The organism is Paenibacillus sedimenti (assembly GCF_014534655.1).
GTDB lineage: Bacteria > Bacillota > Bacilli > Paenibacillales > NBRC-103111 > Paenibacillus_E > Paenibacillus_E sedimenti.
The window spans coordinates 825,920-847,669 of the sequence record NZ_JACVVD010000002.1 but is presented as its reverse complement, the minus strand read 5'-3'; the positions used below and the strand labels follow the sequence as shown (position 1 = coordinate 847,669).

The 21,750-nt window shown below is 46.5% G+C and carries 21 protein-coding genes and 1 riboswitch; of the genes, 6 read left to right on the top strand and 15 right to left on the bottom strand.

All coding sequences use genetic code 11. From position 1 onward, the window contains the following. Window positions 1-26: 26 nt before the first annotated feature. Complete coding sequence (locus tag ICC18_RS08545) at window positions 27-458, top strand: hypothetical protein (protein WP_188173924.1); 432 nt, start codon at window positions 27-29, stop codon at window positions 456-458. Further along, window positions 458-1,525 (top strand): phosphodiester glycosidase family protein, encoded by a 1,068-nt coding sequence (locus ICC18_RS08540; protein WP_188173923.1) that lies wholly within the window; start codon window positions 458-460, stop codon window positions 1,523-1,525. The genes ICC18_RS08545 and ICC18_RS08540 overlap by 1 nt, the downstream gene beginning before the upstream one ends. 284 nt (window positions 1,526-1,809) lie before the next feature. Here the strand turns inward: ICC18_RS08540 and ICC18_RS08535 are convergent, their stop codons facing one another. After that, on the bottom strand, window positions 1,810-2,064 hold the full coding sequence (locus tag ICC18_RS08535) for an AbrB/MazE/SpoVT family DNA-binding domain-containing protein (protein WP_188174001.1): 255 nt from the start codon (window positions 2,062-2,064) through the stop codon (window positions 1,810-1,812). 178 nt (window positions 2,065-2,242) lie between these two features. Further along, window positions 2,243-2,707, bottom strand: coding sequence for a tRNA (uridine(34)/cytosine(34)/5-carboxymethylaminomethyluridine(34)-2'-O)-methyltransferase TrmL (gene trmL / locus ICC18_RS08530; protein ID WP_188173922.1), 465 nt, complete (start codon window positions 2,705-2,707; stop codon window positions 2,243-2,245). Between the two features lie 143 nt (window positions 2,708-2,850). Here trmL and ICC18_RS08525 point away from each other — a divergent pair, with 143 nt between their 5' ends. Continuing rightward, window positions 2,851-3,564: a response regulator gene (locus ICC18_RS08525; protein ID WP_188173921.1), complete on the top strand. Its 714-nt coding sequence runs from the start codon at window positions 2,851-2,853 to the stop codon at window positions 3,562-3,564. A gap of 162 nt (window positions 3,565-3,726) precedes the next feature. On the opposite strand, the gene ICC18_RS08520 is transcribed toward ICC18_RS08525, so the two are convergent. Then, window positions 3,727-4,503 (bottom strand): DUF1836 domain-containing protein, encoded by a 777-nt coding sequence (locus tag ICC18_RS08520; RefSeq protein ID WP_188173920.1) that lies wholly within the window; start codon window positions 4,501-4,503, stop codon window positions 3,727-3,729. Between the two features lie 413 nt (window positions 4,504-4,916). Here ICC18_RS08520 and ytvI point away from each other — a divergent pair, with 413 nt between their 5' ends. Further along, a complete protein-coding gene (gene ytvI / locus ICC18_RS08515) occupies window positions 4,917-5,963 on the top strand; it encodes a sporulation integral membrane protein YtvI (protein WP_188173919.1) in 1,047 nt (348 codons plus the stop codon). A 143-nt stretch (window positions 5,964-6,106) separates the two neighbouring features. Here ytvI and nrdF read toward each other — a convergent pair whose 3' ends face one another. From nrdF to serC, 4 genes are all read right to left on the bottom strand, one after another. Beyond that, the gene (gene nrdF, locus ICC18_RS08510; protein WP_188173918.1) at window positions 6,107-7,093 is read right to left on the bottom strand and encodes a class 1b ribonucleoside-diphosphate reductase subunit beta; all 987 of its coding nucleotides are present in this window, start codon (window positions 7,091-7,093) and stop codon (window positions 6,107-6,109) included. A 22-nt stretch (window positions 7,094-7,115) separates the two neighbouring features. Next, on the bottom strand, window positions 7,116-9,200 hold the full coding sequence (gene nrdE / locus ICC18_RS08505; RefSeq protein WP_188173917.1) for a class 1b ribonucleoside-diphosphate reductase subunit alpha: 2,085 nt from the start codon (window positions 9,198-9,200) through the stop codon (window positions 7,116-7,118). Then, on the bottom strand, window positions 9,187-9,546 hold the full coding sequence (nrdI, locus tag ICC18_RS08500) for a class Ib ribonucleoside-diphosphate reductase assembly flavoprotein NrdI (protein WP_188173916.1): 360 nt from the start codon (window positions 9,544-9,546) through the stop codon (window positions 9,187-9,189). The genes nrdE and nrdI overlap by 14 nt, the downstream gene beginning before the upstream one ends. A gap of 195 nt (window positions 9,547-9,741) precedes the next feature. Further along, window positions 9,742-9,949: riboswitch (cobalamin riboswitch) on the bottom strand. Between the two features lie 829 nt (window positions 9,950-10,778). After that, a complete protein-coding gene (serC, locus tag ICC18_RS08495) occupies window positions 10,779-11,867 on the bottom strand; it encodes a 3-phosphoserine/phosphohydroxythreonine transaminase (protein ID WP_188173915.1) in 1,089 nt (362 codons plus the stop codon). A gap of 358 nt (window positions 11,868-12,225) precedes the next feature. On the opposite strand from serC, the gene thpR reads away from it, so the two are divergent. Next, window positions 12,226-12,855 carry an RNA 2',3'-cyclic phosphodiesterase gene (thpR, locus tag ICC18_RS08490; protein ID WP_188173914.1) on the top strand — a complete coding sequence of 210 codons (630 nt, stop codon included), beginning with the start codon at window positions 12,226-12,228 and terminating at the stop codon, window positions 12,853-12,855. Here thpR and ICC18_RS08485 read toward each other — a convergent pair. Both ICC18_RS08485 and ICC18_RS08480 read right to left on the bottom strand, forming a co-directional pair. Beyond that, window positions 12,852-13,472, bottom strand: a complete 621-nt coding sequence (locus ICC18_RS08485) for an NUDIX hydrolase (protein ID WP_188173913.1) — start codon at window positions 13,470-13,472, stop codon at window positions 12,852-12,854. The genes thpR and ICC18_RS08485 overlap by 4 nt on opposite strands. After that, complete coding sequence (locus tag ICC18_RS08480; RefSeq protein WP_188174000.1) at window positions 13,469-13,990, bottom strand: mismatch-specific DNA-glycosylase; 522 nt, start codon at window positions 13,988-13,990, stop codon at window positions 13,469-13,471. Before ICC18_RS08480 ends, ICC18_RS08485 begins: the two co-directional genes overlap by 4 nt. Before the next feature lie 128 nt (window positions 13,991-14,118). Here ICC18_RS08480 and ICC18_RS08475 point away from each other — a divergent pair, with 128 nt between their 5' ends. Continuing rightward, window positions 14,119-15,012 carry a GNAT family N-acetyltransferase gene (locus ICC18_RS08475; RefSeq protein ID WP_188173912.1) on the top strand — a complete coding sequence of 298 codons (894 nt, stop codon included), beginning with the start codon at window positions 14,119-14,121 and terminating at the stop codon, window positions 15,010-15,012. A 64-nt stretch (window positions 15,013-15,076) separates the two neighbouring features. Here ICC18_RS08475 and ICC18_RS08470 read toward each other — a convergent pair whose 3' ends face one another. From ICC18_RS08470 to ICC18_RS08445, 6 genes are all read right to left on the bottom strand, one after another. After that, window positions 15,077-15,625, bottom strand: coding sequence for an NADPH-dependent FMN reductase (locus ICC18_RS08470; protein ID WP_188173911.1), 549 nt, complete (start codon window positions 15,623-15,625; stop codon window positions 15,077-15,079). A 210-nt stretch (window positions 15,626-15,835) separates the two neighbouring features. Then, complete coding sequence (gene glnA, locus ICC18_RS08465; protein WP_188173910.1) at window positions 15,836-17,260, bottom strand: type I glutamate--ammonia ligase; 1,425 nt, start codon at window positions 17,258-17,260, stop codon at window positions 15,836-15,838. 241 nt (window positions 17,261-17,501) lie between these two features. Next, complete coding sequence (gene aroF / locus ICC18_RS08460) at window positions 17,502-18,545, bottom strand: 3-deoxy-7-phosphoheptulonate synthase (protein WP_188173909.1); 1,044 nt, start codon at window positions 18,543-18,545, stop codon at window positions 17,502-17,504. A 135-nt stretch (window positions 18,546-18,680) separates the two neighbouring features. After that, on the bottom strand, window positions 18,681-19,220 hold the full coding sequence (locus tag ICC18_RS08455; RefSeq protein WP_188173908.1) for a DUF2062 domain-containing protein: 540 nt from the start codon (window positions 19,218-19,220) through the stop codon (window positions 18,681-18,683). A 38-nt stretch (window positions 19,221-19,258) separates the two neighbouring features. After that, window positions 19,259-20,215, bottom strand: coding sequence for a 4-hydroxy-3-methylbut-2-enyl diphosphate reductase (locus ICC18_RS08450; protein WP_188173907.1), 957 nt, complete (start codon window positions 20,213-20,215; stop codon window positions 19,259-19,261). Between the two features lie 56 nt (window positions 20,216-20,271). Next, window positions 20,272-21,750 carry a sensor histidine kinase gene (locus tag ICC18_RS08445; RefSeq protein WP_188173906.1) on the bottom strand — a complete coding sequence of 493 codons (1,479 nt, stop codon included), beginning with the start codon at window positions 21,748-21,750 and terminating at the stop codon, window positions 20,272-20,274.

Below are 21,750 nucleotides of genomic sequence, written 5' to 3'. Positions count from 1 at the left end.
TATAATGGTAGATAGAGGTGATTAACATGAACATGCCCATCGAAACCACGACTGCGAATTCTTTTCCTCGCGCTTCGAAGGCTGCCAAGGTAAAAAGGAAAACGTATGTGTATTTATTCTTGGGCTGGGTCATGCTGATCGCAATCGGAGTGGCAGCAGCCATGCTGTACACAGAGCATTTGAGACAGGAAATCGCAACCGATATCGCACAGCAAACCCAGCAGCAGCTTCAGGTCATCCAAGAAGACTATCAAAAGCAAATCGCTCAATTGAAAGACAGCGTGACAGCCGACATGACGACCTTACAGAAAAAAGTCGACTCGCTCAATGAGCTGCTCGCTTTCACCAAAGATAGCGCCAATAGCAAGACAGACAATAGCAACCAGCTGTACACACAACTCGCCGATGTGAAGAAAAAGCTGGATGAATTGCAAAAAAACCTGGATGTGTTAAAGTAATGAATCCGATTCAACAAATCAATCGTGTCTTCTTACTTGCTTGTGCCCCATTTTTGGGGATGCTCATTTGGTTGCTCATGATTAACGCAAATGTACATATCTCAGATCTTACAAGGCCCGGCGCCAGTTCATTTTCCTTGCAGCAGGAAACCGAGTTGCTAAACGCCAAACTTGTGACTGCGAACAGCGACGCGGTGCAAACCAAGTCGATTATTGAGAAATACTTTGAACTGTATGAGAAAAGTACCGCGGAAGTAAGCGGCATGCTTCAAAATGCTGCAGCCGGGGCCGCTAAGCCAGGCATCATTTATGATGCCCGTATTACGGCAAAGCTGGGTACGCCTATGAAGCAGGCGTCTTCGGGCAATATTGACCTCAAGCTATTTACGCTTAACGATGACAATTACAAAGGTTATGCGCTAAAGGTTAATCTAAAAAGCGACAAGGCAATAAAGCTCGTGCTCGGCAAAGATAAGATGGGCTCCAGCGAAACGACGCTGGATGCAGCTTCCCGATACGGCGCCATCGCCGGCGTGAATGCAGGCGGCTTTGCCGATGACAGCAAAGGCAGGCGCTTTCCGCTGGATACGACCGTTATCAACGGGAAATACTTAAACGGGTTCTTCCCCAGTAATAACGATACCGTCTTCATCGGGTTGAACAAGGATCGCAAGCTGATTGGCGGCAAATTCAGAAGTCAAGCAGAACTGGATAAGTTGAGTCCGCTCATGGGATCGACGTTCGTACCGACCTTGCTTAAAAACGGCGGCAAAACTTCTATTCCGTATCAGTGGCAAAGTTCACCGGCCAGGGCGGCTCGTACGATCATGGCGAACTATAAGAATGATCAACTGCTGTTTATCGTTACCGACGGTCATGACGAGAGCGGCAATTCAGGGGCCACACTCGCAGAACTTCAGGATAAGATGCTGCAGTTAGGCGTCGTGGACGCTTATAATCTGGATGGGGGCGGATCTACAACCTTGATTTGGGGTGGCAGCGTCATCAATCGTCCGTCAGATGGCAAGCTCAGGCCGCTCGCTACACACTTTCTATTTTTCAAATGACGAAAATTCACACTTTATTCGTTTCTTTTTTACGTCTCGTTGGGTATAATAAATTTTAACTATATGTAATTTCGTTCTTCAAACCTGTAGGAGGTGCAGCATATGTTCGGATTGTCATCTACATTTTGGCTCGTTATTACCACTTTTGCTCTATTTATCGTCGCAATGATGACGGCTTCCTATAACGAAGATAAGACAAAAGGGCTCTAAAAAACGGCAACACAAAAAAGCATCGGCCTTTCTCCAAGGGAGAAGCGATGCTTTTTCTTTTTCACCTGATTTGCCTATACTTTAGCTTTCAGCATATTCATTTCAGTCAGACACACATTACAAATATGACGCTCCTTGAACTCGCTGACTCCATCCATGTTCCCACAGAACACGCATTTCGGACGGTATCTTTCAAGAATAATATGGTCACCCTGTACAAGAATTTCTACAGGATCCCCCTCGTTCATTTGGTATCGCTTCCTTAGCGATTTAGGCAGAACAATACGTCCCAATTGATCGACTTTACGAACTACACCGGCTGGTTTCATCATAGGACTTCACCTCTCTTCCGCTCACGTTTTCATGCCTCTAGAACCAGTCTGAAATATCTAAACGCATTGATAACGTAGGTATTCGCCGTCTTCTGAGAAATTCCTTCTATTTTCAAAATGAAAACTTTCTCATCCTGACAAATCGTGTTGGAAGAGCTTTCAACGAGTTGTAAGCTCAAGTAAGTCCCTTAAATCCGGTCTGCCGCAAGCCTTCATACAGCATAATGGCAACGGAATTTGATAAATTTAACGATCTAACCGCACCAGACATCGGCAGTCTCAGCAGCGTCTCCGGATGCCGTCTCAACAACTCCTCGGGAAGCCCCTTCGTTTCTTTACCGAATACCAGGAAATCGCCGTCTTGAAATGTAAAGTCCGTATAGCATTTCTTCGCCTTGGTCGTCGCAAAGAAAAACCGATGCCCCGCATACGCTTGAAGCACTTCATCAAAGGAATCATGATACTCCAGCTTGACGGAGTGCCAGTAATCCAGTCCGGCGCGTTTCAGCGTCTTGTCGTCCGTTTGAAAGCCAAGCGGTCTAACCAGATGCAGATACGTGCCCGTTGCTGCGCACGTGCGGGATATATTGCCTGTGTTGGCTGGAATTTCAGGTTCTACTAGTACAATATGAAAAGCCATCGCTTATGTCTTCACCTCACACTCTATCCTATTATAAGACAACCTGGAAATCAATTTTACACTGCGTTAACTTTATCTTAATATGTCGATGATAGAGTCTTGACATAATAGACTTATCATTCGATAAAGGAGCCAAATCATCGATGAAAAAGAAAATATTAGTCGTGGATGACGAACCTTCAATTTCCATGCTCATAGAATTTAACTTGAAGCTTGTAGGCTTCGAGGTGCAATGCGTTTTTGATGGAGAAGCCGTATTCGATGCAATCCAGTCCTTCCGTCCCGACCTGATTGTTCTCGATTTGATGCTGCCTAAAATGGACGGATTTCAAGTTTGCCGCAAGTTAAGAGCCCAGAATAACCTTGTACCGATTATTATGCTTACAGCTATGCAGGATCTTACCGATAAAATCGCCGGACTCGATAACGGAGCCGATGATTACATGACGAAGCCGTTTAGCCCGCAGGAGCTCATTTCACGTATTCAAGCGATTATGCGACGCATCCAGACGCTGCCGTCTACAACGGAGAATGCCCCCATTAACATTGGCCAAATCTCCATCAAAGCGGATCAGCGCGAAGTTATGGTGGGCGGCTCGCCTATCGAGCTGACACCGAAGGAATTTGAACTGCTGCTCTTCCTCTGCAAACATCGCGGTAAAGTGCTAAGCCGCCAACAGCTGCTGCACGGCGTATGGGATTATCATTTCCTTGGCGATACGCGTATCGTCGATGTGCACATTTCTCACTTGCGCGACAAAATTGAGAACAATGCGCGTAACCCCGAATATATTATGACCATCAGGAATGTTGGCTACAAGCTAACAGAACCAGCCGTCAAAGAATCACTCGCCTAGCGGAAGGTTTAAAAGTTCACTTTGATAACGAAGTTAATCATGATGATCGGTTCTGAAAGCGAACTTTTTAACCTCTTATTTAAAGTCATCATCAACCGCTTACTCCTACTTTATCGATAAAAATGGGTGCCGATAGGCACCCATTTTTTATTGATTACATCTCTAACTTAATCTTTGCAAAAATAAGGTAGCATTTAAAAATCGTTTCGCCAAAGACTGAAAATACGACGTTTGCACCGAAACCATCGCAATGAAAATGGTATTGCTTACAGCCTCCTTCTGCTCGTCATTCAACCCTTCCAGCGTGCCGGCATATTCGTCTACTCTTTGCTTGATCAAATTCTCTAACATATGATCATGATTTCGTATTCCGCTATCGTGACCGGAGAGGTCGAGCACTTGGTCGTTGTTTTGGTCAAGTTCTTCGAAAATCGAAGAATACGCCTTATACAATTTAAGCGGGCTGATCCAATCATCAGCAACGTCTTGCGGGTCGTTGAAAACGAGCGTCAACAGCTTCCGGATCGACTCGAAGTCAAGAGTGGCCTTCAAATCATCAATGATGAACAAAATGGCCGTCTGATCTATCGAATACTTCTTGCCTATTCTTGGCGGTCCGATCAAGTCTTTAAAGTCCCTCTTGACCCAATTTTGTACGGAAGTGATTGAAAAATGAGTGTATTCGATTTGACTCCCCAAGGAAACAATATCCGTAAGAGAAAATCCTTGATTGGTTTGTTTCATCTTGATGATTTTCTCAAAAACAGGCGGCAACGACGTGGAGATAAATGCCCCAAGCGATTTGCCGTGTTCGATATCCGTTTTATGCGATTTCACCCACGCTTCCTGCAAAGTAGCGAGCGGTGTTTTATCCGTAATCCCTCTTAATGACAAAAGCAAGGCGCCCATTTGTTTTCTTGTTAAGTAAAACGTCTCCATAGGCGAACCTCCCGTTCCAATTATAAGCTCAATTGAACCAATCATAAGACTTTACTATAAGAATGTCAAAGGGCGCGAAAAAAAAGAATTGTCTTTCTAGACGGTTTGCACGACGATAATTCGCGTTATTTCGACCATTACGGATAAAAATAAACTTTGCAGACAGGTTTAATTAATGTAGTATAGGTTCGTAAGAACTTTTTTTATGAATGTTCATATAAAATATTCTTTTGACAGTGGCTTAGAATGATTATTAACTTACTTTCAGCGGCTTACTCTTTATTGCCACCGCATTTGCTTTTGACGATTGGCTGGCCCGTCCAGGACAACAACGGAAGCAAATTCTATTCCTGAATTGGATTGCTTTGTTCACACTCGTTTCATCTGTATAGCTAATACGAAAGAGGGACGTCATGGCCATGAAATCTATTGTATTTTTTTTCGTTTGTTTGGTTTTGCTTTTCGCATTATTTACGATAGGCTCTCCTTTTTTACTTGCTTTGCTTGCCGCCATACTTTTAGAACCAATCAATGATTTGATCATGAAATATGCCCGTCTGAATCGTTTAGCTGCTGCAACTGTTACCTGTACAGCTTTTCTTCTGATCATGCTGGGAGGATTTGTTTTTCTTGGCGTCCAGGTGTCTGCACAGTTGCGTGAGTATTGGGGGAACATCCCGGATTATATCAATGAGTTGAACCTGTATATCAACAACACAATCACTCGAACGGAACTGTTTTATGAAACCCTTCCTCCGGAAATGGCGGAACAGTTGCAAACCGGATTAAGCAAATTGACGTCCAGCTTTGTAGAAGCTGCCAGATCGGGTATCTCTGCCGTCTCAGGCGTTTTTCTCGGAGTTATCAAAATGATCCCGAATTTGTTTATTTATTTTATAGTATTTCTGGTGGCACTTTATTTGTTCAGCTATCAATTGCCTCGTTTAAAAAGCTCTTTGCTTGCTCTTTTTGAAAAAACGTCCAGGCACAGAATGGAGCATATTCTTAACAGCCTGCACCGCTCCGTTTTGGGTTTCATAAAAGCGCAATTGATATTAAGTTTTATGACGTATATCCTCACTTTGATTGGTCTGATGATCCTTCAAGTGAAGTATCCGCTGGCGATTTCTTTGCTCGTTGTTATCGTTGATATCCTCCCCATACTTGGTGCCGGTTCAGTTTTGGTGCCATGGGCTGTCTACAATTTTTCGACGGGCCATCCTTATTTAGGCATTGGGCTTGTGACGGTATTTTTCGTTATTACCGTCATTCGTCGCATCGTGGAACCGAAGGTGCTCGGCCACTCTGTAGGCATCGGTTCCATTTCGGCACTCGTCAGTTTATATATAGGATTTCAATTGATCGGCGTGGTCGGCCTGTTTTTGGGACCACTAGTCGTTATTGTTTTTCAGGCGATGAGAAATGCAGATCTATTAAAGATACAGATAAAGCTGGAATAAACAGTCTCTTTTTGGTGAAAACATCGACGCTGCCACAAAGTAACAATGAGTACATACAAAGAATGAACCGCTCAAACCATGCCGGTATGAGCGGTTCATTCTTATTCAAGCTGCATTTTTTCATTCATTTGATGTTACGCTCTCTAAAAAGTAAAGTCATCATCGGTCAGCGGCTCCACGTGAATCGTGCGCACATAACCATTGCCTTTTTTCGAGAAAAAGTCGTGCTGCTTGGTTTTCGTGCTGAGTCCGTTGAGGACAATCGGGTTGATTTCCTCTTCCGGGAACATCGGCTCAAGCCCCAGGTTCATGAAGGCTTTATTCGCATTGTAACGCAGGAATGCTTTGACATCCTCCGTTAACCCAATGGAATCGTATAAGCTCTCAGTGTATTTCTCTTCATTCGCATGAAGCTCCTTTAGCAAGGCGCATAGCGTCTCATAAGCTTCGTCTTGTTCCTTGGCGCTAAGCTCGCCATAAACTTCTTGTGCCAAGACGCCAACGTACAAACCGTGAATGCTCTCATCCCGCAAAATCAAATCAATGATTTCGCCGCTGCTCGTCATTTTCCCCTGTCCGGCCAAATAAAGCGGATAGTAGAAGCCGCTGTAGAACAAATAGCTTTCAAGAAGTACGGAAGCCGCCATGGCAAGATATAGCTCTTTGCGCGTACCGATGTTGTCATAATAACGGGAGATCGTGTTCGCTTTGAACTGCAAATACGGGTTGCGCTCCACCCAGAGGAAAATGTCGTTGATCTCCTCCGTCGTCGACAGCGTTGTGAAAATGCTGCTGTACGACTTCGCATGGATTTGCTCCATCATCCCCATGAAGCTTAGCACCGCTTTGCGCTGCAGTCCATCCACATGCTCCAGGATTTTCGGCATACCGACGCCGCCTTGCATCGTATCGAGCAGCGTAAGCCCGCCAAGCACTTTCATATATAGATCGCGTTCTGCGCCGTTCAGTGTCATCCAGGACATTTTATCATCAGAAAGCGGAATTTCCTCGTCCGTCCAGAACTGCATAATGTTTTGATTCCAAAATGTAATCGTGAAATCGTCGTCAGGCCGGTTCCAGTTGACGGCCCTTTTAGTCGTGCCCGCGCTATCGATCGTGCTTGTGCTCATCTATGTTCAATCCCCTTCCGAATTACACCGCGCAGCTGACGCATTCCTCTACGGAGAGCTGATTGGTTCGCGTGTAGTAGAGCGATTTAAGTCCTTTATGTGCTGCATACAGGTAATACCTGGCAAGCTGTCTAGTCGTTACGTCACTATTGACGTGGAGAATCGTTGAGATGCCTTGATCCACGTGCGCTTGAATTTCTGCGATGAGATCGAGGATCTTGAACTGGTCCATTTGGTACGCTGATTTATAGTAAAAGAAATTATCACGCTGCATGAAAGGCATCGGATAGTAAGTTGTTGAGTTCGCATACGTCCGTGTTTCGATCGGCTCCACAATCGGCATGACGCTGGAAGTCGAGTTTTGGATGTAAGAAATACTCTGTGTTGGAGCTATCGCCAAACGGTAAGCATGATACAAACCGTGCTTCTGAACCTCTTCCTTCAAGGCATGCCAGTCGTTTTGCGTTGGGATGTGCATGCCTTCAAACAGCTCTTTCACCTTATCGGTAACCGGCTGATAATCCGTATTCAAATACTTATTGAAATACGCGCCATTCGCATACTCCGAAAGCTCGAAGCCATCAAACGTTTGACCTTTCGCTTTGGCAATCTCCTTGCTTTGTTCGATCGAATAATAATTCATTGCCATGAAGAACGTACGGGCAAAATCTTTGGCCTCGTCGCTTTCATAAGCAATCTTATTCTTGGATAGGTAGCCATGCAGGTTCATTACACCTAACCCGACTGAATGCAGTTCGCGATTCGCTTTAGCCACGCCTGGCGCGTTCGCAACGGTTGTCATGTCACTTACCGCTGTTAGCGCGATCATGCCTTCATGTACCGTTTCACGCAGCTTTTTGCGATCCATCACATTCGCAATATTCATAGATGCAAGATTACAGCTAATGTCACGGAGAATCAGATCCTCCTGTCCGTAATCATTGATTTCCGAAGTCTCCTGCAGCTGGAAAATCTCCGTGCACAGGTTGGACATTTTAATAGTTCCGATCTCTTTCAAAGCATGGTCCTTGTTCGCATTCGATCGGTTCATCATATAGGGATAGCCGGATTCCAGCTGTGTTGTCGCAATTTTGACCAGCATGTCGCGCGCGCTCATGACGACTTTCTTTTTGACACGCGGATTAGCCAGCAATTCATCGTACATCTCATCTAAATCCATGTCATCCATGTGCTTGCCGTAAGCTTGATACACCGTATATGGCGCAAAAACATGGAGCGGTTGGTTTTCTTCAGCAAGCTTATAGAACTTGTTCGGTACGATAAGACCGATCGACAACGTCTTCAGACGGGACTTCTCGTCGGCATTGATTTTTTTGCTGTCCAGGAACTCCATAACGTCCCAGCCGAAAATATTATAATACGCTGCTCCGGAGCCTTTACGCTGACCCATTTGATCGGCATATGAGAACGCATCCTCCATCAACTTGAGTACCGGCATAATCCCCTTCGCCGCATGTTCGACGCCTTTGATGGATTCTCCGCGACCGCGAAGCTTGGAAAGATTGACCGCTACGCCGCCGCCGATCTTAGAGAGCTGCATGCAAGTCGCGAGCACATAGTTGATCGAGTTCAGCGAGTCGTCCATCTCCAGTAGGAAGCAGGACACCATTTCGCCGCGGCGGCTCTTACCGGCATTCAAGAAAGTCGGCGTCGCCGGCTGCAGGCGTTGTTCCATCATCGATACTGCAAGTGCACGAGCTGTATGTACATCACCGCGTCCCAAGTACAACGCGACAATTGCGACCCGATCCGGATAATGCTCCAGATACAGCGACTTATCGTCGCTTCGCAAAGCATAGTCTGTATAAAATTTCGAAGCCGCCATGTATGAGGCGAATTCGAACGCAGATTCATGAGTCACTCTGTAGATTTCTTCTACTTCCGATTCGGTGTATTTCTTATAAACATCCTCGTAGTAGTTATTATCGATCATATAACGTACTTTGGAAGAGGTGTCCGGGAATGTGAGACTGTTGCGATGAACTTCCTCCATAAACACTTGAACGGCTTCCTTATCTTTCTCCAATTGGAAAAATCCGTCCGCTCCGCGTTGCATTAATAAGTTATTAAGCTCAATGTGCCGCAATTGCATTTACCCCCTGTACAAAGCGTTCTACGTCATGTTTGGTTCCGGATAATTCGAATTTCGTTAACACAGGTACATCGTATAAAGCTGAGATGGTATCTGCACTCTTCGCAAAGCCGTCTCCCCAATTACGATTGCCGCTGGCTGCTACGCCGATCAGATTCGGGTGATTTTCTTCTAGGAAGGAAGCAACCTTCGGTGGAATTTGACCAAACCCGGTTGTATACGTCACAAGCACAAAAGGCTCGTCCATCTTCATAGCGTCCTCAATTTGAACCGCCGGCATTTGCAGTTTGGCGATAAATCTGCGAACATTACCCGTCTTTGAATCGTAAGCAATCAGCATAGGGATTCGTCTCCTTCGTAGCAACTCTATCTAAACGTTCAATCATTATGAAACTCTTATGTAAACATCTATGACATACGCAAATAAAAAGGACGCACTCGGAGTGAAAAAGGGCCGAATACGCCACAGAAAGACATGCGAAAATAAACGCTTGTCGCGCAAGTGGGAATCAGACACCTTCCTATCTACCGTAGGGGTGTGTCACTAGAAAAGGCAGGTCTCCTGGCTCGGATTCTTAGCTGTGTATTCGCCTTCCCAGTCTGTCATTTCGACAAAACCAGTGGTTTTTCGAACACTAGCTCCTCCTTACAGTGGCGGGACCGCGCCGGCTTTGCACCGTACTTCCCTGTTAGGTCACCACGATTCTATGAAACGTGATAACACCTTTTCATAACGATATGTAGTTGATAGTTTCAAATTTATATCAAGATATAGTGTTTGTCAATGAGGAAAAAGGTCTATTCGGAATGCCAAAACTCCGAAACCCAGCAAGGTCGCGGGATGAAAGCACTTCAAAAATTTTGAATTTTTTTTGAGTGAAAATCTGATTTTGTCGAATGTTGCAAATGTACAGGAGTTCTGTGATAAATCTCACAAAATTAATGCTTGGACTGCTGATTTTATCATTAATGATGTCAAGAAAACAAGCTTACATTCACGCTATTTTTATCCAATTTTCCTAACATGTGATCGTGTCCATTTTTCCTCCATGGGAAGCTAAAGAACAAAAGATCCGGAGATAATTGAATGGGGGCACAGCGAATGAGGGCAGAAGAGAAATAGTTGAGAGCAAGAGATAGAGGGTTAATGCTGAAGAGGATGGATCTGAGAGGACAGTGAGGCTGGTGGGATGGCAGAAGAGATTAGTTCAGAGAGAACAGTGAGGCTGGAGTGCATGGTAAATTGAAGGCAGGCAAAAACAAAGAACACAGGTCGCTATTAGCGTACAGTCATACGTTAATTACTGGATAAATTGTTAAAATACACCTCAATCGAACATAGTTCTTTAAATAACGCACCTTGTACGTAAAATATGGTATTTTGTTCTCTATTCTAATCCTTCGCATTAGTCCCTTACTTTTTACGTCACCAAAGTCGTTAATTTACGAACAATGGACGATGTTGAAGCAAGGCAGGCAGATAACTTCCTAAACAACAAAAAAGCTATTCACGGCCGCTTGAGGGCGTCGTGAATAGCTGCAGGGGCGATGGATCATCGCCATGTGCTTTGTTTACCCGTTACGTTTTTGGAAATCGTTCATAAAATCAGCGAGCGCTTTACAAGATGCGTAAGGAACTGCATTGTAGGTGGAAGCTCTCAGTCCGCCGACGCTGCGGTGTCCTTTCAAACCAACAAAACCGTTTTGCTCGGTTTCCTTGATGAACTTCTTCTCCAGCTCTTCATCCGCCAAACGGAACGTGATGTTCATCGTCGAACGGCTGCCTTTATCAACAGGGCCACGGTAGAAACCGCCGCTTTGATCGATTGCGTTATAGATCAAGCCTGATTTCTCAAGATTGTTTTTTTCCACAACGGCAAGTCCGCCTTGTTCTTGGATCCACTTCAAAACAAGGTTCACCATGTAAATGGAATATACAGGAGGCGTATTGTACAGAGAGTTGTTTTTGCCGTGAATTTCATAACGCAGCATAGTAGGAATTGTTTTAGGCAAATCTTGCAGCATGTCCTCTTTCAAAATAACGACAGTCACACCGGAAGGACCCAGGTTCTTCTGTGCCCCGGCATAGATCATGCTAAACTTCGACACGTCGACCGGACGGCTCAAAATGTCGCTGGACATGTCGGCAATCAGCGGAACGCTGCCAGTGTCAGGGTAACTTTGGAACTGCGCGCCTTCGATCGTCTCATTGGATGTCACATGAAGATATGCGGAATCCGGGTGAATGTTGATTTCACTCAGTTCCGGGATTTTCATGAATTTTTGTTCTTTGGAGCTTGCCGCGATCGCCACTTCGCCAAATAAACCGGCTTCCTGCACCGCTTTTTCCGCCCACGCGCCGGTAAGTACGTAACTGCCAACCTTGCCCTGTTTCAGGAAGTTCATAGGAATCATCGCGAATTGCGTGCTGGCTCCGCCTTGCAGAAACTGAACTTGATAACCGTCAGGGATACCGAAAATTTGCTTCAGCAATTGTTGCGTTTCGTTATGTACTTGCTCATATTCCGCGCTGCGGTGAGAGATTTCCATAATCGACATGCCGATTCCTTTGAATTCGACAATCTCTTCCTGCGCTTTTTGCAGCACTTCAAGCGGAAGCGCCGCAGGCCCTGCATTAAAATTGTAGGCCCGATTTCCCATGAATGACCACACCTTTGCTTTTAATGTGTGTTTAAAAAGTCCGCTTTCAGAACCGGGAAGGCCCGCCGTTACCCGGAGAAAGAGGAACGGAGCTAAGAGCTTGCCATAGGAAAGCTTGCATCGCAAGCATCCGCTATGTGAGTACCGGACTTCCCGGGTTCTTTCAAGATTCGATGTCGAAATAACATCCTGATTAACTTCGTTATGAGAGTGGACTTTTTAAACATCCTCTATTTGTGTTATGGCTATGATAGCAAGATTATCCCCATGCATCAAGTAAAACATCAGTTGGAAAAGCTAGGAGATGAATTGACCAAAGGATTAATGAAATTGTCGGAAAAAGGAGTCTCACTTGACCATGTCATCTTTTACCAAAAACCCGGATTCATCATCAACCGACTCTGCTGCTTATCGGCTATTCGTAGGCATACAGCTCCCGCAAGCGGCGAAGCGGGAGCTGGACATATGGAAAGGCAGCCTCCAGGGGAAGCTGCCTTTCAGTAAGTGGACGCATCCGCAGGACGTCCACATCACGCTGCAATTTCTCGGCGACACGTCCGCCGAGATTGCGGATGCGCTGGCGCCCGATCTGCGCCAGCTGGCCGCGGCGACGCCGCCGCTCGCCTTGCGCGCCGAGGGCCTCGGCGTGTTCGGCCCTCCGGCGGCGCCGTCGATCCTGTGGGCGGGCGTTGCCGGCGACTTGGCCACGCTGGCGCAGCTGCAGCGCGCTGTCGTAGGCGCCTGCGCCCGCCACGGCTTCGCGGCCGAGGCTCGCGCCTACCGGCCGCACATCACGCTGGCCCGCCGCTACCGCGCAGCGGCGGCGGCAGGGCCGTTCGACCGCGCTGCGCTCGCGGTCGATCCGCCAGCCGGCGGCTGGCCCGCGTGGCGGGTAGAGGACATCGTCCTCTACCGCAGCCACTTGGGCCGGTCGCCGGCCTACGAGCCGCTAGGCGTGTTCCCCCTGGGGGGACACGCGCGCGGCTAATCCAGCAGCACCTGCGGAGCGGTGCTGCGGGCGAGCTCGAACATCCGCCGAAGCTGGCCGGCGGTGTTCCGCTCGACCGAGAGCGGCGGCAGCTCGCTCTCGCCAAAAAAGCCTACGCCGGTCGTTTCCAGACCGGCGTCCAGCGCCTCCCCGCCCACCAACTCGCACAAGATAAATATCTTGTACACGTGGTTGGGCGACGGCGGATGCGCGTGGCGCTTCTTGTCGAGAACCGCCAATAACCGAAGCGGCTGTACATCGTAACCGGCCTCCTCCTTGGTCTCCTTCACGGCGACCTCGGACGGGGTGAGGCCGATATCCGCCCAGCCTCCAGGCAAAGACCAGGCGCCGTCGGCGCGTTCCTTCACAAGCAGCATCTTGTCTTCGTGAAGCACAACGGCCCTTATATCCACCTTTGGCGTCGCATAGCCGGTTTCGCTTGCAAACAGCTCCCTCACCTTATCGATCGGCGTATCGGTGAAATAGCTCATCATCTCCACGCTAATGCTGCGCAGCGCCTCGTAACGCTCAAGGTCATAGCCATTTTCGCCATATTCAAGCCCCGCCTGGCTAATCGCCTGTATTTGTTTCGCCCAATCCAGCCATGGAATATTCATGTCGTGCTCCTCTCCGCCTGGCTATATGCCAGCATCCCTCTAAAAATTTCCACCATATCCTCCAGCTTCATTCGAACAAGCCCGCTGGAAGAAGGACATACATATTCAATGACGCCAGCCACCACAGGCTCAGGCTGAACGCCCCAAGCCATTCCGCGTTTGCCGCTAAACTGCTCATATACGCCTTTACCTACAAAACATACAACGCGCGGACGGTAAGTCTCGATTTTATTCCTAAGAATTACCCTTCCCTCTCTATACTCCTCAGGTGTAATCTCAGCCGCCGTCAACGTCGGTCGAGCGACAATATTCGTGAACCCATACCCTAATTGCAGTAAATCCCCGTCTTCCTGCGGCTTATACAATCGTGGCGTTAGGCCGGCTTGATGCAGAATCCGATAGAACCGATTGTTTGGATTCGCATAGTGATGTCCGGTTTCTCCGGAACGAATGCTAGGATTATAGCCGACAAATAGAATTCGAAGATTCTCTTGCAGATGATCTGAAATCGGATTGATGTCCAATCGGTCCATTCCCTCCTTTGCTTACTTTTCTCGCTTTATTTCAATATATTACCATTAATTTCAGAGGCATGCTAAACTATTAAATGAATCATATTTTACTAAGGCGAAAGGCGTGAACAACCATGATTTCATTCCGTACTTTTAGCGATCTTTCATTAAAAGACGCCGTCTCTCTCTGGAACAAGGGCTTCGAGCAATATTTTGTCCCCGTTACCTTAACCGTTGATTCCTTTGTTCAGCGTTCTGCTAATGAGGGGATATCGCTTGACCTCTCCGTTGTCGCTTTTGATAGAGAATCTCCGATCGGTTTTGTTGCCAACGGTTTTCGAACGTATCAAGGGCAAAAGAAGGCCTGGAACGGAGGGACAGGCATCATCCCGGACTACCGCGGCAAAGGAATCGGCAAACTTCTTGTAGAGCGGTCTATCCGTTTGTATAAAGAGCAAGGCGTACACCTAACAACGTTGGAAGCAATTTCCGAAAATGAACGCGCCATCAAACTATATGAAAAGATGGGCTATCAACTCAAAGATCGTTTGCTCATTCTCCAAAATACAGAGGAATTGCCTAAAGGATCTTTCACATCTGCATCAAACAGTCCTACACCTGCTTTTACCCTGAAAAAAGCTTCCCCAGCTGAGCTCGCCTTCGTCCCCATGTATCGCGGAGATCGTGCTTGGCAAACCCAATGGGAGAGCCTTCGCAGCGGAGAACTCCTTCTTGTTTGCGATTCAAGCTCAGGTGACGTAATTGGCTACTCTTTATTTAGAAGGAACTATAATGAACAAGGTGAATTAACTGCTATTATTCTCTATCAATGCGAATCGGCACCGAACTCCAGCTACGAGACCGAAATCATTAACTTTTTGCTTTACGAAGTATTCGCTCCTCAATTGGGCGCATGCAAACGAATGACGATGAATCTGTCCAGTTCATGTGTTGCTGTTGTCAATGCATTGCTTAATGCAGGCTTTACTAAGCACATGGAGCAGGTCTATATGGATCAACAACTTTAATAAGCCGGAGGATTCCTCCCCGGCTTTTTTCTTCTTTATACACTGCAATGGCTGTATTGATGCTTTATTTTCTACTCACTAGTTTAGCTAGTTCTAGAAACGAACCAACCACGCGCTGAATCCGATTTTCAACATTGGGCTGAATTTCGGCTGGAGTTACACCTGTCTGGAAGCTTTTTCTCTGATCCCCGCCAATGGATATCCACTCCGGGCTGTTAATTCCATGCAAATTACGAACAATCGTATGAAGCTGCGTAAGAGAACTTACGGCAACGGATCCGCCTGCAGAACTGACGGACAGAACCGCCTTTCCTTCAAAATGCTCCTGTCCCAAATGATCAAGGGCATTCTTGAGCACTCCCGAAATCCCGCTGTGGTATTCAGGGGTTGCCAATACCACGGCATCTGCTTCGCTCATCGCTTGTTTCAATTTCGCAAGTCCTTGATGATCTTCATGGTCTTCATCCGGCGAATAGAAAGGCACCGGCGATAGATATAAATCGATTAAACTCACCTGATTTCCCGCTTGCTTCATTAGACCTTGAATATATTCGGACAGTCTTGTGCTTGTCGCTTCTTTACGATTACTTCCTGCTATGATAACGATGTTCATGTGAACCTTCCTTTCCTGTTTCTTTCTCGTTTTGTTTATAAACTTAGTATATCAGTATTTATCGAAAGTAACATCAGTAATTAGAATGATTATTAATAAACATCGTCTACGACTTTAGTCTCATAGATTAGGCAAAAATAAAAGCTGTCCCCTCAGTGGATACCACTGAAGGAACAGCTTGTTTATATAATCGGTATGAGTGCTAAAGAATTAGCAATCGAAGTACAAGTTGTACTCGTGCGGGTGAATACGGATCGCAACGGCTTTCGCTTCTCCACGTTTGTACTCGATGTAGTTATCGATAAAGTCTTGAGTAAATACGCCGCCTTCAAGCAAGAAGTCGGAATCCGCTGCAAGAGCATCCAAAGCTTCATCCAATGTTCCAGGCACGCTGCGGATTTCCGCTTTTTCAGCGTCGGACAATTCATAGATGTTAGTATCGAAAGGACCGTATCCAAGAGCGCGAGGATCGATTTTCTTTTTGATACCGTCAAGACCCGCCATCAACATAGCTGCGAAAGCAAGGTAAGGGTTCGCTGTGCTGTCCGGAGTACGGAACTCGATACGGCAACCTTTAGGTGTCACAGCTGCGATTGGAATACGAACTGCTGCGGAACGGTTACCTTTGGAGAATACAAGGTTAACCGGTGCTTCGTAACCAGGAACCAGACGTTTGAAAGAGTTTGTACTTGGGTTTGTGATCGCAATCAACGCAGGAGCGTGATACAGGATACCCCCGATATAATGCATAGCCAGTTCACTCAAGTTGGCATAAGCGCCTTTTTCATAGAACAAAGGCTCGCCTTCCTTGAAGATGGACATATGCACATGCATACCGCTACCATTATCGCCAAACAGCGGTTTAGGCATGAATGTTGCCACTTTACCGTATTGTCTAGCTGTGTTAGCAACGATGTATTTGTATTTGAGCAGGTTGTCTGCTGTTTTAGTCAAAGCATCAAAACGGAAGTTGATTTCAGCTTGACCAGCTGTAGCCACTTCGTGGTGGTGACGCTCGATGCGAAGACCCGTTTCTGCAAGCAGACGACACATTTCGGAACGAATGTCTTGTTGGGAATCGACTGGAGCTACTGGAACGTAACCGCCTTTAACCGGCACTTTGTAACCGAGGTTACCGCCTTCTTCTTTGCGGCCAGTATTCCAACCCGCTTCTTCGGAATCAACCTCGAAGTAGGATTTGTTCATGCCATTTTCATAACGAACATCATCAAAGATGAAGAACTCAGACTCTGGTGCGAAAAATGCTTGCGTACCGATACCCGTTGTTTGCAGGTACTCTTCCGCTTTTTGAGCGATGCTGCGCGGGTCGCGGTCATAACGATCGCCTTCAGGAGTATGAATGTTGCTCATAATAACCAAAGTTGGATGTGCTGTGAAAGGATCTACGTATGCAGTCTCGGTATCTGGCACCATAACCATGTCAGATTGTTCAATACCGCGGAATCCTGGGATGGAGGAACCGTCAAAAGCTACCCCGTTCACGAAAGTTTCTTCGTCAACTTCTGTTGCAGGTAAAGAAATATGCTGTGCTTTACCGGAAAGACCTACGAAACGAAAATCTACCCACTCGATGTTTTTTTCCTTGATAAGGTTCAACACGTTTTGAACTGACATTAAAAATACCTCCCATTTCCGTACATTCAACGTACTTTGCATGATTATTGTTCATCTTTTTGGTTGTTATCTTGCACATATTATATAGCTATTCATCCAACACAGTCAATACTTATGTCAGGTATTTTTTATAGATGTGTAAGCTAATCTTACACTATTCACATTTTTGACCTATGTACGCCAAAAGGAGACTGGTATCTTCTAACAGAAGAGAACCAGTCCCCGTGAAGGGCAAGCCATATTAAGCGAAGATCGCTTCTTTTTTCGTATCGAATTTCTTACCGAGAAGCGGAGATAATTTCTCCAGGTCAGCAAGCAGCTGTGCGAATTGATCAGGGAATAAAGATTGGACGCCATCGCCTGTCATCGAATTGTCCGGATCCGTATGCATTTCAATGATAAGACCGTCCGCGCCCGCAGCTACGGAAGCTTTGGTCATTGGTACTACTAATTCTCTGCGCCCTGTTCCGTGACTTGGATCGGAGATAACGGGAAGGTGGCTTAATTGCTTCAACACAGGGATTGCAGATAGATCGAGTGTGTTACGTGTGTAGGTTTCGAAAGTCCGGATACCACGCTCGCAAAGCATAACATTCGGATTACCGCCGGCAAGAATGTACTCGGCCGCATTCAGGAATTCATCGTAGGTCGCGCTAAAGCCGCGCTTCAGGAGTACTGGCGTTTGAATCGTTCCAAGCTTACGGAGCAAATCAAAGTTTTGCATGTTGCGTGTTCCAACTTGCAGGATATCTGCGTATTCCGCACATACATCCACGTATTCCGGCGTCATAACTTCAGTAATCGTGAGAAGTCCGTGCTTTTTACCGGCTTCGGCCATCATCACAAGACCTTCAACGCCCACGCCTTGGAAGCTGTAAGGACCTGTTCTTGGCTTGAATGCGCCGCCGCGAAGTACTTGACCGCCTGCGGCTTTCACCAGACGTGCGATCTCATCGATTTGTTCAGGTGTTTCTACTGCGCAAGGACCGCCCATAACAACGAGCTGCTCGCCGCCGATTTCGACTCCTTTGATATTGATAACGGTATCCGCCGGATGGAAATCACGGCTTGCTAATTTATATGATTTTGAGATTTTCACGACTTGTTCAACTCCAGACATTTGGCGCAGCTGTTCTGCTAATTTAGGATCGGCTTTGCCGATGATGCCGATTACGGTACGATCTTCGCCTTTGGATACATGCGCCTGCACACCTTGTTTTTCAATAAGCTGGACGATCTCTTGAATACGCTCATCGGATGTTTTATTAGATGTAATAACGATCATGCGGATACACGCTCCTATATAATGAGTAATGAACGACACTTAAACACTTCAACGCTTGTTCGCTTCTACGCTTTTAATCACTAAAGTAAATATACAATGCTTGACGAATTTTCGTCAAGCATTAATTTCTTTGCGTTATTCAATTGTATTTGAAGGGGCTAGCTGTGCCTTGCGGACTCTACGCTTTTCTTTCCGGCGATTCGTGTGAGACTTGAGCAGCATCATAATCGGGAAATACGCAATGATGCCCAGAACTGTTCCGACGGCCATCCCGCCTACAATGAGATCCAAACCGCTTTTAATAATATGAGAAAGCATATCGGGCAAATGTGTAATGAGATAAATTTTAAAATACTTCGGCACCAACCAATTACCGACCTGCTTATTTAAAATAGAAAATGGAATATAAATCACTTTGCCGAACACAAAACCAATTAATGCCGCCGGTAAATTAGCTCTTAATAAATATACGAGCGGGAATATAAGCACGAAAGCGAATCCAGCGGTAGGCAGTGTAAACATCTCGATGGTCAAACCGATCGAGAAGCCGCGCGCTACTTTAGAGGGACCGCCTTTGGCCCGAAGCAGCAGCAAATATTTATACTTAAACCAACGTTTGGTGCTTTTCCAATTGTAGCGAGCTTTTTTCGTTTTCACCATCTGTGCGCTTTGCATGCTGGGTCTCAATCCTATCGAGTAGTATAGTTAGGCAATCACTCACTGCTCGCGGCTTTGGATTTTACAGCCGGAATGAGCTTCTTCATGTTTATTGTGCGTTTGATTTCCCAACTGCTTTCATCTTTGGCGTCGTAACTTTCCAAATAAGTGATCACTTCTTTGGTGATCGGGGTTGGTGTAGAAGCCCCTGATGTAACCCCGACTTTGCGAACGTTCGTAAGCCATGTGCGGTTCAGTTCAGTGATATCAGATATTCTATACGCTTTGACACCCGCTATTTCCTCCGAAACTTGCGCTAAGCGATTCGAATTGTTGCTTTTCGGATCGCCAACTACAATGACAAGGTCCACTTCTTTGGCTTGTTCCGCTACTGCTTCTTGTCTAACCTGGGTCGCCAGACAGATTTCATTATGAATTTCTGCTTTGGGAAAGAGCTCCAGCAAGCGATTCATGATATGTTTGATATCCCATTGACTCATGGTCGTCTGATTCGTAATAATAATGCGCTCGGACCCAATGTTCAAAAGCTCTGCTTCTTCCAATTTCTCAATCAAATGCACATGCTCAGGAGCGACACCGATTGCGCCTTCCGGTTCCGGATGCCCCTTCTTTCCGATATAGATGACATCGTAGCCGTCGGCCACTTTCTCGCGAATCAAATCGTGTGTCTTGGTCACATCCGGGCATGTAGCATCGACGACTGTCAATCCCTTGTCTCTCGCTCTGCGGCGGACTTCAGGGGATACGCCATGAGCGGTGAAAATAACGGTCCCCTGCTCGATCTGCTCCAGAATTTCAAGCCGATTCTCCCCATCTAATGTGATGACGCCTTCTTCTTTGAAAAAGTCCGTCACATGCGAGTTATGAACGATCATGCCCAATATATAGATCGGTCTTGGCAGATTAAGGTTTTTGGCGGTTTGCATCGCTAAAGCCATGGCATCTACAACCCCATAGCAATAGCCTCTTGGTGATATTTTGACAACTTCCATTTCTTCCACCTGCTCCGAAAATTTTGTTTAAACGATCTCCTTCACATTATACCGAATTACATAGAGAGAGGGAAGCTGGCGGGCAGCCAAATCATAAAGGTAGTTCCTTCATCTTTGCGGGTTGTCACTTCGACTGAACCGCCGTGTTCGTCGATAATCCACTTGGCTATGGAGAGACCTAGGCCTGTACCGCTCGTTTGCCCTCTAGAAAGATCTGCACGGTAGAAACGATCGAAGATGTGAGGGACATCCTCTTTGTCCATACCGATCCCTGTATCTGCGATACGGATACCGACAAAACCGTCGTTACGGGTCGCATCAAGCGAAACTGAACCTTCACGCGTATATTTGAATGCATTCTCAATGAAGATAAAAATCAGCTGCTGCAAATAATCGCGGTTGCCATAGACGATCGCATCCTGAAGCACATCAAGATTGCCCACTTGCCATTCGGCGGTATGCGTCAGAAATTGAGCGCGCCTTACAACTTCTTGAACTAGCGGCAGCATCTCTACTTGCGATTTCTCCATCATCACGCCGGCATCTGCACGCGCCAAAGCGAGCAGGTCATTGACCAGCCGACTCATCCGCTGGGCCTCGCCGGCAATATCATGCATCGCTTCCAGTGACATCTGCATTTGATCAGCGGTAGCAAGCTGGGTGTTGCCCGATGTCTGTTTCCACATCTTCTCGAGCAAATCGACATTGCCGCGAATCGTCGTTAGCGGTGTTCTCAGCTCGTGGGAAGCATCGGATACGAATCGCCGCTGCGCACGGTAAGCCTGATCGAGCTCTGAATACGTTACTTGTATGCGGGAAAGCATGCCGTTGATCGTATCGGTTAATCTGCCGATCTCGTCTTTCGGCCCGTCGTAGAGGATTCGCTTCTCCAGATCATCCCCGCTTTCGATTTGATTCGCTGCTTCTATAACTTGATCGATCGGCTTGAGCGCTTTTCGCGCAAGGAACCATCCTACTGAAGCAGCAACGATGATCGTTAAGATCGCCCAAATAATCAGCGTATATCGTAAAGATACCGCGGTTCGTTCATAGCTTCCTACGGGAACAGCTGCCTGCAAGACGCCAATCAAATTTACAGGATTGTCCGGATTCTCGTAAATGGCATGGTTATAAATGAGAAAGTCTTGACCGACCACCTTCGTTTTCTCGAAATAGGCATCCGTTCCTTTGAATTTATCGATGGTCGCCTTCGTGATCGGTAATGTAACGTCATAATATTGCAAATTCGCAGAACGGTTATACGATTTAAGCTGGATATTATATAATTGCAGGAATGTATTCGTTGAATAGATGTCGCGATTTTCCAGCTCCAAATCAATGACGAGCCCTTTCAGCGAGAGGGCGAAGCTTTTCTGTACGCGGGAGTAAGTAGCGTCCGCATCCCTTTTTAATTCTTGACGAACCTGGCCGTACAAAAAGTAATTCAAGAAAAAATATAAAACGATTCCAAACAACAACATCGTAACCGCCAATATGCCGGAGTACCAAAGCGTTAGCCGGAGGCGAAGAGACAT

Bases quoted from the DNA above. Each gene is read 5' to 3' on its own strand.
- aroF (WP_188173909.1), bottom strand. From the start codon at position 18,545: ATGATCGTTATTACATCTAATAAAACATCCGATGAGCGTATTCAAGAG.
- ICC18_RS08485 (WP_188173913.1), bottom strand. From the start codon at position 13,472: ATGAATATTCCATGGCTGGATTGGGCGAAACAAATACAGGCGATTAGC.
- serC (WP_188173915.1), bottom strand. From the start codon at position 11,867: ATGGGAAATCGGGCCTACAATTTTAATGCAGGGCCTGCGGCGCTTCCG.
- nrdF (WP_188173918.1), bottom strand. From the start codon at position 7,093: ATGAGCACAAGCACGATCGATAGCGCGGGCACGACTAAAAGGGCCGTC.
- glnA (WP_188173910.1), bottom strand. From the start codon at position 17,260: ATGTCAGTTCAAAACGTGTTGAACCTTATCAAGGAAAAAAACATCGAG.
- ICC18_RS08475 (WP_188173912.1), top strand. From the start codon at position 14,119: ATGATTTCATTCCGTACTTTTAGCGATCTTTCATTAAAAGACGCCGTC.
- nrdI (WP_188173916.1), bottom strand. From the start codon at position 9,546: ATGCTGATTGCTTACGATTCAAAGACGGGTAATGTTCGCAGATTTATC.
- ytvI (WP_188173919.1), top strand. From the start codon at position 4,917: ATGGCCATGAAATCTATTGTATTTTTTTTCGTTTGTTTGGTTTTGCTT.
- ICC18_RS08445 (WP_188173906.1), bottom strand. From the start codon at position 21,750: ATGTCTCTTCGCCTCCGGCTAACGCTTTGGTACTCCGGCATATTGGCG.
- ICC18_RS08450 (WP_188173907.1), bottom strand. From the start codon at position 20,215: ATGGAAGTTGTCAAAATATCACCAAGAGGCTATTGCTATGGGGTTGTA.
- trmL (WP_188173922.1), bottom strand. From the start codon at position 2,707: ATGGCTTTTCATATTGTACTAGTAGAACCTGAAATTCCAGCCAACACA.
- thpR (WP_188173914.1), top strand. From the start codon at position 12,226: ATGTCATCTTTTACCAAAAACCCGGATTCATCATCAACCGACTCTGCT.
- ICC18_RS08535 (WP_188174001.1), bottom strand. From the start codon at position 2,064: ATGAAACCAGCCGGTGTAGTTCGTAAAGTCGATCAATTGGGACGTATT.
- ICC18_RS08470 (WP_188173911.1), bottom strand. From the start codon at position 15,625: ATGAACATCGTTATCATAGCAGGAAGTAATCGTAAAGAAGCGACAAGC.
- ICC18_RS08520 (WP_188173920.1), bottom strand. From the start codon at position 4,503: ATGGAGACGTTTTACTTAACAAGAAAACAAATGGGCGCCTTGCTTTTG.
- ICC18_RS08540 (WP_188173923.1), top strand. From the start codon at position 458: ATGAATCCGATTCAACAAATCAATCGTGTCTTCTTACTTGCTTGTGCC.
- ICC18_RS08545 (WP_188173924.1), top strand. From the start codon at position 27: ATGAACATGCCCATCGAAACCACGACTGCGAATTCTTTTCCTCGCGCT.
- ICC18_RS08525 (WP_188173921.1), top strand. From the start codon at position 2,851: ATGAAAAAGAAAATATTAGTCGTGGATGACGAACCTTCAATTTCCATG.
- ICC18_RS08455 (WP_188173908.1), bottom strand. From the start codon at position 19,220: ATGCAAAGCGCACAGATGGTGAAAACGAAAAAAGCTCGCTACAATTGG.